This window comes from Coprococcus intestinihominis (assembly GCF_040096555.1).
GTDB classification, from domain to species: domain Bacteria; phylum Bacillota; class Clostridia; order Lachnospirales; family Lachnospiraceae; genus Coprococcus_A; species Coprococcus_A intestinihominis.
The window spans coordinates 1-6251 of sequence record NZ_JBBMEK010000197.1 but is presented as its reverse complement, the minus strand read 5'-3'; the positions used below and the strand labels follow the sequence as shown (position 1 = coordinate 6251).

The window sequence follows — 6251 nt, the reverse complement described above, 5'->3', positions numbered from 1 at the left end:
GTCCTATATCCTTCCAGTTCAAGTATTTTGGCAATGACACGTACAATTTCTCTGTCATCATCTACAATTAATATTGTCTGCTGTTCCATCGTTTTCCCCTTTTGTTTTTAGTTATTCATTTTACTCTATATCAATGATTCTACTGCAAATTTCTGAAAATAATGCCAGTTATTTCTTTCAGTTTTCTTACAGTTGGATTCGTTTTTTTCATTATCCCGGAATTTCAATATTTTATACTATTCATTTGACGTCGTCTCTTAAATTTTAAAAGGCGGATGCCTTTCGACATCCGCCTTAAAATCAACAATCTGTATACAGCCCGCTATTAGCAGATGGCATGTTTTGGACACACTTCTGCACATGCGCCGCAGTTTGTACACTTATCATAATCAATGGCTGCATTGAAGTTTGTAACATGGATTGCGTCATGCTCACAAGTCTTCACACACTTCATACAACCAATACAGCTTGTCTTGCAGACTTTCATTGCTTCTGCACCCTTATCTGTATTGACGCAAAGTACATGATGTTTCTTCTCGAATGGTACAAGTGCGATCACATGCTTCGGACATGTCTTCACACAGATACCACAGCCAACACACTTGTCCTGATCGATCATAGCCAGACCGTCATGAACAATGATTGCCTTCTCAGGGCAAACAGCTGCACAGTCACCATGGCCAAGGCAGCCATATGCACATGTGCTGTCGCCGGCAAACATCAGGCTCACTGCCTGACATGTGTCAACACCATCATAGATGAGTTTCTGACCTGCATTTGAGCAAGTACCGTTACACTGTACAAGCGCAACTTTTCTAACCATTTCACCTGCTGCTTTGCCCAGGATTGTTGCACATTCTTCTGCAACATCCGGACCACCAGGAGAACAAAGACCGATTTCTGCTGTTCCTGCAGCAAGAGCTGCTGCATAGCCGTCACAACCGGAGAAACCGCAGGCACCACAGTTAGCACCAGGAAGAACCTCTCTGACTGCTGCCTGTTTTTCATCAACAGGTACTGCGAACTGAATGGAAGCCCATGACAAAAGCAGACCTGCAATAATCGCGATAACCGCTACAAGAATAATACCATACATGTCCAATCCCTCCTATTTAAAAATGCCGTCTACAAGGCCGCCGAAGCCAAGGAATGAACAAGCTACGATAGATGCGGATACCAGTGTGATTGGCAGACCCTGTAATGATTTAGGGATATCCGCTGTTTCCAGTCTTCCTCTGACACCTGCAAAAAGTACCATGGCAACAAGGAAACCAACACCTGAACCAAATGAATTGATCAGTGATTCGATATAGTTATAACCAGAGCTGATATTCAGGGTTGTAACACCAAGTACTGCACAGTTTGTTGTGATCAGAGGAAGGTATACACCCAGAGCCTGATAAAGAGGCGGCATGTTCTTCTTCATGAACGTCTCAATGAATTGAACAAGTGCTGCAATGATCAGGATGAATACGATTGTCTGTAAGTAACCAAGGCCAAGTGGATCCAACAATAATGTCTGGATTGGCCATGTAACAGCTGTAGCAACAACCATTACGACGATAACGGCAGCACTCATGCTGACTGCTGTATCCAGTTTCTTGGAAACGCCCAGGAATGGACAGATACCAAGGAATTTAGACAGGATATAGTTGTTTGTCAGAATGGCCGCAAGGAAAATTGAAAGTAAACCAGTAATTGACATTATTCACAACCTCCTTCTGATGCTTTCATACAGCTGGCAGCCTGTGGGCAATTACAGCATGATAATGTTGCAGGCTCTTTGCCTTTACCTTCAGCAAGACGATTGAACAGTGCAATCAACATACCGAATACAAAGAAACCACCAGGAGGCAGGATGAGAATCAGCATAGGCTGAATCATACTACCATCATTGAGAACCATACCAAACCATGAACCATTACCAATGATCTCACGGATGGAACCCATTAATACAAGGGCGATTGTGAAACCGATACCCATTCCAAGACCATCAAGGATGGATGGAAGGACTTTATTCTTGCTGGCAAAACTTTCTGCACGGCCAAGAATAATACAGTTAACAACGATCAGAGGCAGATAAATACCAAGCGCTGAATCCAGAGCTGGTACAAATGCCTTAACAAGCATCTGAATAATTGTTACGAAACCAGCGATGATTGTGATGAAAGCCGGAATACGAACCTTATCAGGAATAACGTTACGAAGTAACGAAATAACAGCATTGGAACCGATCAGTACCAGTGTAGCTGCGGCACCCATACCAAGACCGTTAAAAGCCTGTGTTGTAACGGCCAGTGTAGGACAGGTACCTAATACAAGACGAAGAACAGGGTTTTCTTTAATAAAACCGGCTGTCAGAATCTCGCCATAACTTTTCTCTTTTTTAGCCATTAGTTAGCACCTCCTACTACAGCATTATACTGTGCGATCGCATCATTGACATCATGTGTAACAGCACGTGATGTAATTGTAGCACCGGCTACCGCCTGAATCTTACCGCCGTCTTTTTTAACTGCAAAAGAACCGCCTTCAGGGATATCACCGATAAACTGAGCACGTCTCTCATCACCGGATGCATCTGTTGCGACCCATTTTGCACCAAGACCAGGTGTTTCATCAGCAGCTTCTGTAACTTTGACACCAACAACTTTGCCATCTGAAGAAATACCAACCATGGCAACTACCGCACCGCCGTAACCTTTATTGGAACCGGAGAATACATAACCTGCGCCATTCTTGGCTTCATAGTATGTATACTCTACGCCGTCAACAGTCACTGTCTTCTCATCAAAATCGTCAGCATCCGGAAGAACTTCCTTACGGGAAGCCACATTCGCATCTGCCTGATTCTGAGCAATCTTTGCTTCTGTTGTATTATTTGTCAGGAACAGAAGTATTGTAATAACAGCTGCAATAACTAACAATTTGATTGTAGGAATACCAATTGATTTAAAATTCATTACTTAGCCTCCTTTACAGTACCAAACGGTTTAGGAACTGTAGCTCTCTCAATCAGAGGAACGATGATGTTCATCAGAACGATTGAGTAAGATACACCTTCCGGAAGGGAAGCAAATACACGGATAAGGCAAGTGATGATACCGCAACAAAGAGCGTAGATGAATTTGCCTTTATTCGTCAGAGGGCTTGTTACATAGTCTGTTGCCATAAAGATTGCACCGATGAAAAGACCACCGCAGAGAATCTGGGCAACAGGATCCTGTCCGAGAATTGCAGACAGAACAAATACTGTACCGATATAAGTTACAGGGATGATCGGGGAGATAACTTTTCTGGCGATCAGATAAATACCGCCAATCAGAAGTGCCAAGGCACTTGTTTCACCCAAACATCCAGGAATGTTACCGATGAACATATCCCAGTAAGATGGCAGTTCATCTACTTTGCCCAATGCGATATTCGCAAGCGGTGAAGCCATTGCTGTTGTATCAGCTCCAAAGTTACCTGATGGATACCATGTTGTCATCAGTACAGGGAAGGAGTTCATCAGAATGATACGTGCCAGCAGAGCCGGGTTAACGAAGTTCTGACCAAGACCACCAAACATCTGCTTAACCATAACAATGGCTACCAGACCACCGATGATCGGCACATAGATCGGTACACTTGAAGGCAGGTTGAATGCCAGAAGAATACCAGTTACGACTGCACTGAGATCACCGATTGTCTGCTCACGTTTCATGACTTTACGGCAGATATACTCAGCAATCACACAAGTTGCTACTGAAGCGATAACAATCACAGCAGCTCTCGGTCCGAAGAAATAAATTGATGCAATCAAAGAAGGAATCAATGCGATGATAACATCAAGCATGATATTCTTTGTTTTCACCGGACTCGAAATATGAGGTGATGAAGAAACAATTAATTTACCATCCATTATGTACACCTACTTTCCTGCATTACGAAGAATGGCTTTACCAATTCTCATAGACTGAACGAGTTTCCTGTTTGCTGGACATACGAATGCACAGCAGCCGCATTCCATACATGTCATGACACTGTACTTCTTCAGGTCGTCTACTCTCTTGTAGATAGTAGCAGCCTCAAGCTTTGTAGGCATCAGATTCATAGGACATGCATTGACGCAGCGACCGCAGCTGATACATGCTGTCGGTTCAAGGGATTTAGCTTCTGCTTCATCGAAAGCAAGGAAAGCATTGTTCTGTTTCAGAACAGGGAAGTCATCGGTCATCAATGCAGTACCCATCATAGGACCACCACTGATCAGTTTGGCCGGTGTACCTTTGTATCCGCCGCAGAATGCAATAATATCTTTAATCGGAGCACCGATCGGAACTCTGACGTTCTTAGCTTCTGTAATTGCAGAACCATCAACAGTGACACGCTTTGTTGTCAACGGAATACCATTCTTCAGATAACCACCGAGGAAACCTACAGATGCAACGTTCATAACGATACATCCCACATCGGATGGAAGTTTGCCAGGAGGCACCTGACGTCCTGTACACTGTTCAATAAGAACTTTCTCAGCACCCTGTGGATAACGTGAAGGTAATGTCACAACTTCAACATTGCTCATCTGTGCTGTCTTCTCCTGCATCAGCTTGATTGCTTCAGGCTTGTTGTCCTCAATACCGATCAAAGCCTTGTCGATACCGACGTATTTCATAACCTGGCTGATACCGTAAAGAACGTTCTCATGGTTCTCCATGATCTCTCTGACATCGGCTGTGATATAAGGTTCACATTCTGCCGCATTGATGCAGAGATATTCAATCTTGTCCTTAGGGTTCAACTTGATGTGTGCTGGGAAACCGGCACCACCAAGACCTACAAGACCTGACTGTTTAACAGCTTCAATAAATTCCTCTTTTGAATTCACTACTGGTGGCTGAATAGCCGGGTCAACAGTCTGTTCACCATCTGTATCGATGACGATTGCCTGTGCCTTTGTACCATTCGGCATTAAAACTGTGTCAATTTTTTTGACTGTACCTGACACGCTGGAATGTATCGGCGCTGACATAAATGCAGTGCTTTCACCTACAAGCGTACCTACAAACACCTGATCCTTTGCTTTAACGCATGGTGTACAAGGTGCACCAATATGCTGTGACATAACGATAGTTACAGTTGCCGGTACCGGCATCTCAACTGTCTGACAAGCACTGGTATGTTTTCTGTGAGGTACGGGTGCTCCAGGGCTTTTAACAAATCCTAAACTGCCAAGAAGTCCACTTGATTGTTTTGCCATTTGAATCCTCCTCTAGATATTTTTGGACTTTCGTCCGCAAAACTTTATTATATAAACCAGTCCACAGCCTTAACTGCGAGCCTGATTATATTCATTTAAAACATATCCTGAATCCTTTCCTGTAAACTCAAAATAATTCAAGACATCCGGGTTATTGTACCAGATATTCTTATCTGTATCAACAAAAATCGCATTAACACCATATTTTGCTGCCAGATTCATGCCCTTGTCCAGACCAAGGACAAAACATGCCGTCGACAGTGCATCTCCAATCACACTGTCATCACAGATAATCGTTACCTGCATCAGTCCGCTGTCAGCCGGATAGCCTGTCCGCGGATCCAGTATATGGTGATATCTCACACCATCCTTTTCAAAATAGCGCTCATAATCGCCGGATGTGGATATCGTCGTATCCGACAAGGTAAGCACCCCGATCGCTGAATTTTCATCACCACGGGGATCTCTTAAAGCTACTCTGAACCAGCTGCCATCTTTCTTTGTTCCACAGACATAAATGGAACTGCCGGCCGAAACCATCCCGCCTGATGCATCAGAACGTTTCAAAACATCCTTCGCCTGCTCGATAGCATAGCCTTTGCCAATGGCACCTAATTCAATCTGAATATCCGGATTTTCTGTAGTAAGTATCCCGGTCGCATCATCATACTTCAGCTGAGTATAATCCACTTTCGCCATTGCCTGTGCAATATCTTCTTTATCCGGGACTTTCATTGTTGACACATCAAAATCACTGTCCCCGAGCTTATCAAAATTCCAAAGCTGTGAAAGCGGTAAAACAGTGAGATCAAATGCGCCCTGACTGTCTTTACTGACCTGAAGGGCATCTTCAAATACTTCTTTCATCTCAGACATATCTGCCTGATGCTCCGTATTAAATCTGTATGCTAATGACCCTTCCTCTCTCCAGGAAAGAAGACTGTCACAGCCATAAAGTGCCTGTTCCGCTTCCTGCATGATCTCAGAAGCATCTTCGGCAAATACCCGG

7 protein-coding genes are annotated in these 6251 nt (G+C 43.8%); all 7 read right to left on the bottom strand.

Annotated features, from left to right (window positions below):
- Positions 1-325: 325 nt before the first annotated feature.
- Entirely contained in the window at positions 326-1096 is a 771-nt protein-coding gene (locus WMO25_RS13340; RefSeq protein ID WP_015513965.1) for an RnfABCDGE type electron transport complex subunit B, read from the bottom strand.
- 12 nt (positions 1097-1108) lie between these two features.
- Positions 1109-1705, bottom strand: coding sequence for an electron transport complex protein RnfA (locus WMO25_RS13335; protein WP_015513964.1), 597 nt, complete (start codon positions 1703-1705; stop codon positions 1109-1111).
- Positions 1705-2394: an electron transport complex subunit RsxE gene (rsxE, locus tag WMO25_RS13330; RefSeq protein ID WP_015513963.1), complete on the bottom strand. Its 690-nt coding sequence runs from the start codon at positions 2392-2394 to the stop codon at positions 1705-1707. Before rsxE ends, WMO25_RS13335 begins: the two co-directional genes overlap by 1 nt.
- The gene (locus WMO25_RS13325) at positions 2394-2963 is read right to left on the bottom strand and encodes an RnfABCDGE type electron transport complex subunit G (protein WP_349085698.1); all 570 of its coding nucleotides are present in this window, start codon (positions 2961-2963) and stop codon (positions 2394-2396) included. The genes rsxE and WMO25_RS13325 overlap by 1 nt, the downstream gene beginning before the upstream one ends.
- A complete protein-coding gene (locus WMO25_RS13320) occupies positions 2963-3904 on the bottom strand; it encodes an RnfABCDGE type electron transport complex subunit D (RefSeq protein ID WP_349085696.1) in 942 nt (313 codons plus the stop codon). Before WMO25_RS13320 ends, WMO25_RS13325 begins: the two co-directional genes overlap by 1 nt.
- A gap of 9 nt (positions 3905-3913) precedes the next feature.
- Positions 3914-5242 carry an electron transport complex subunit RsxC gene (rsxC, locus tag WMO25_RS13315; RefSeq protein WP_349085694.1) on the bottom strand — a complete coding sequence of 443 codons (1329 nt, stop codon included), beginning with the start codon at positions 5240-5242 and terminating at the stop codon, positions 3914-3916.
- A gap of 69 nt (positions 5243-5311) precedes the next feature.
- Positions 5312-6251: FAD:protein FMN transferase (locus tag WMO25_RS13310; RefSeq protein WP_349085692.1), on the bottom strand; the 940-nt coding region annotated here is incomplete at its 5' end.

What these genes read in the sequence shown, in the direction of transcription:
- WMO25_RS13340 (WP_015513965.1), bottom strand. Translation starts at nt 1,096, where the DNA reads ATGTATGGTATTATTCTTGTAGCGGTTATCGCGATTATTGCAGGTCTG.
- WMO25_RS13335 (WP_015513964.1), bottom strand. Translation starts at nt 1,705, where the DNA reads ATGTCAATTACTGGTTTACTTTCAATTTTCCTTGCGGCCATTCTGACA.
- rsxE (WP_015513963.1), bottom strand. Translation starts at nt 2,394, where the DNA reads ATGGCTAAAAAAGAGAAAAGTTATGGCGAGATTCTGACAGCCGGTTTT.
- WMO25_RS13325 (WP_349085698.1), bottom strand. Translation starts at nt 2,963, where the DNA reads ATGAATTTTAAATCAATTGGTATTCCTACAATCAAATTGTTAGTTATT.
- WMO25_RS13320 (WP_349085696.1), bottom strand. Translation starts at nt 3,904, where the DNA reads ATGGATGGTAAATTAATTGTTTCTTCATCACCTCATATTTCGAGTCCG.
- rsxC (WP_349085694.1), bottom strand. Translation starts at nt 5,242, where the DNA reads ATGGCAAAACAATCAAGTGGACTTCTTGGCAGTTTAGGATTTGTTAAA.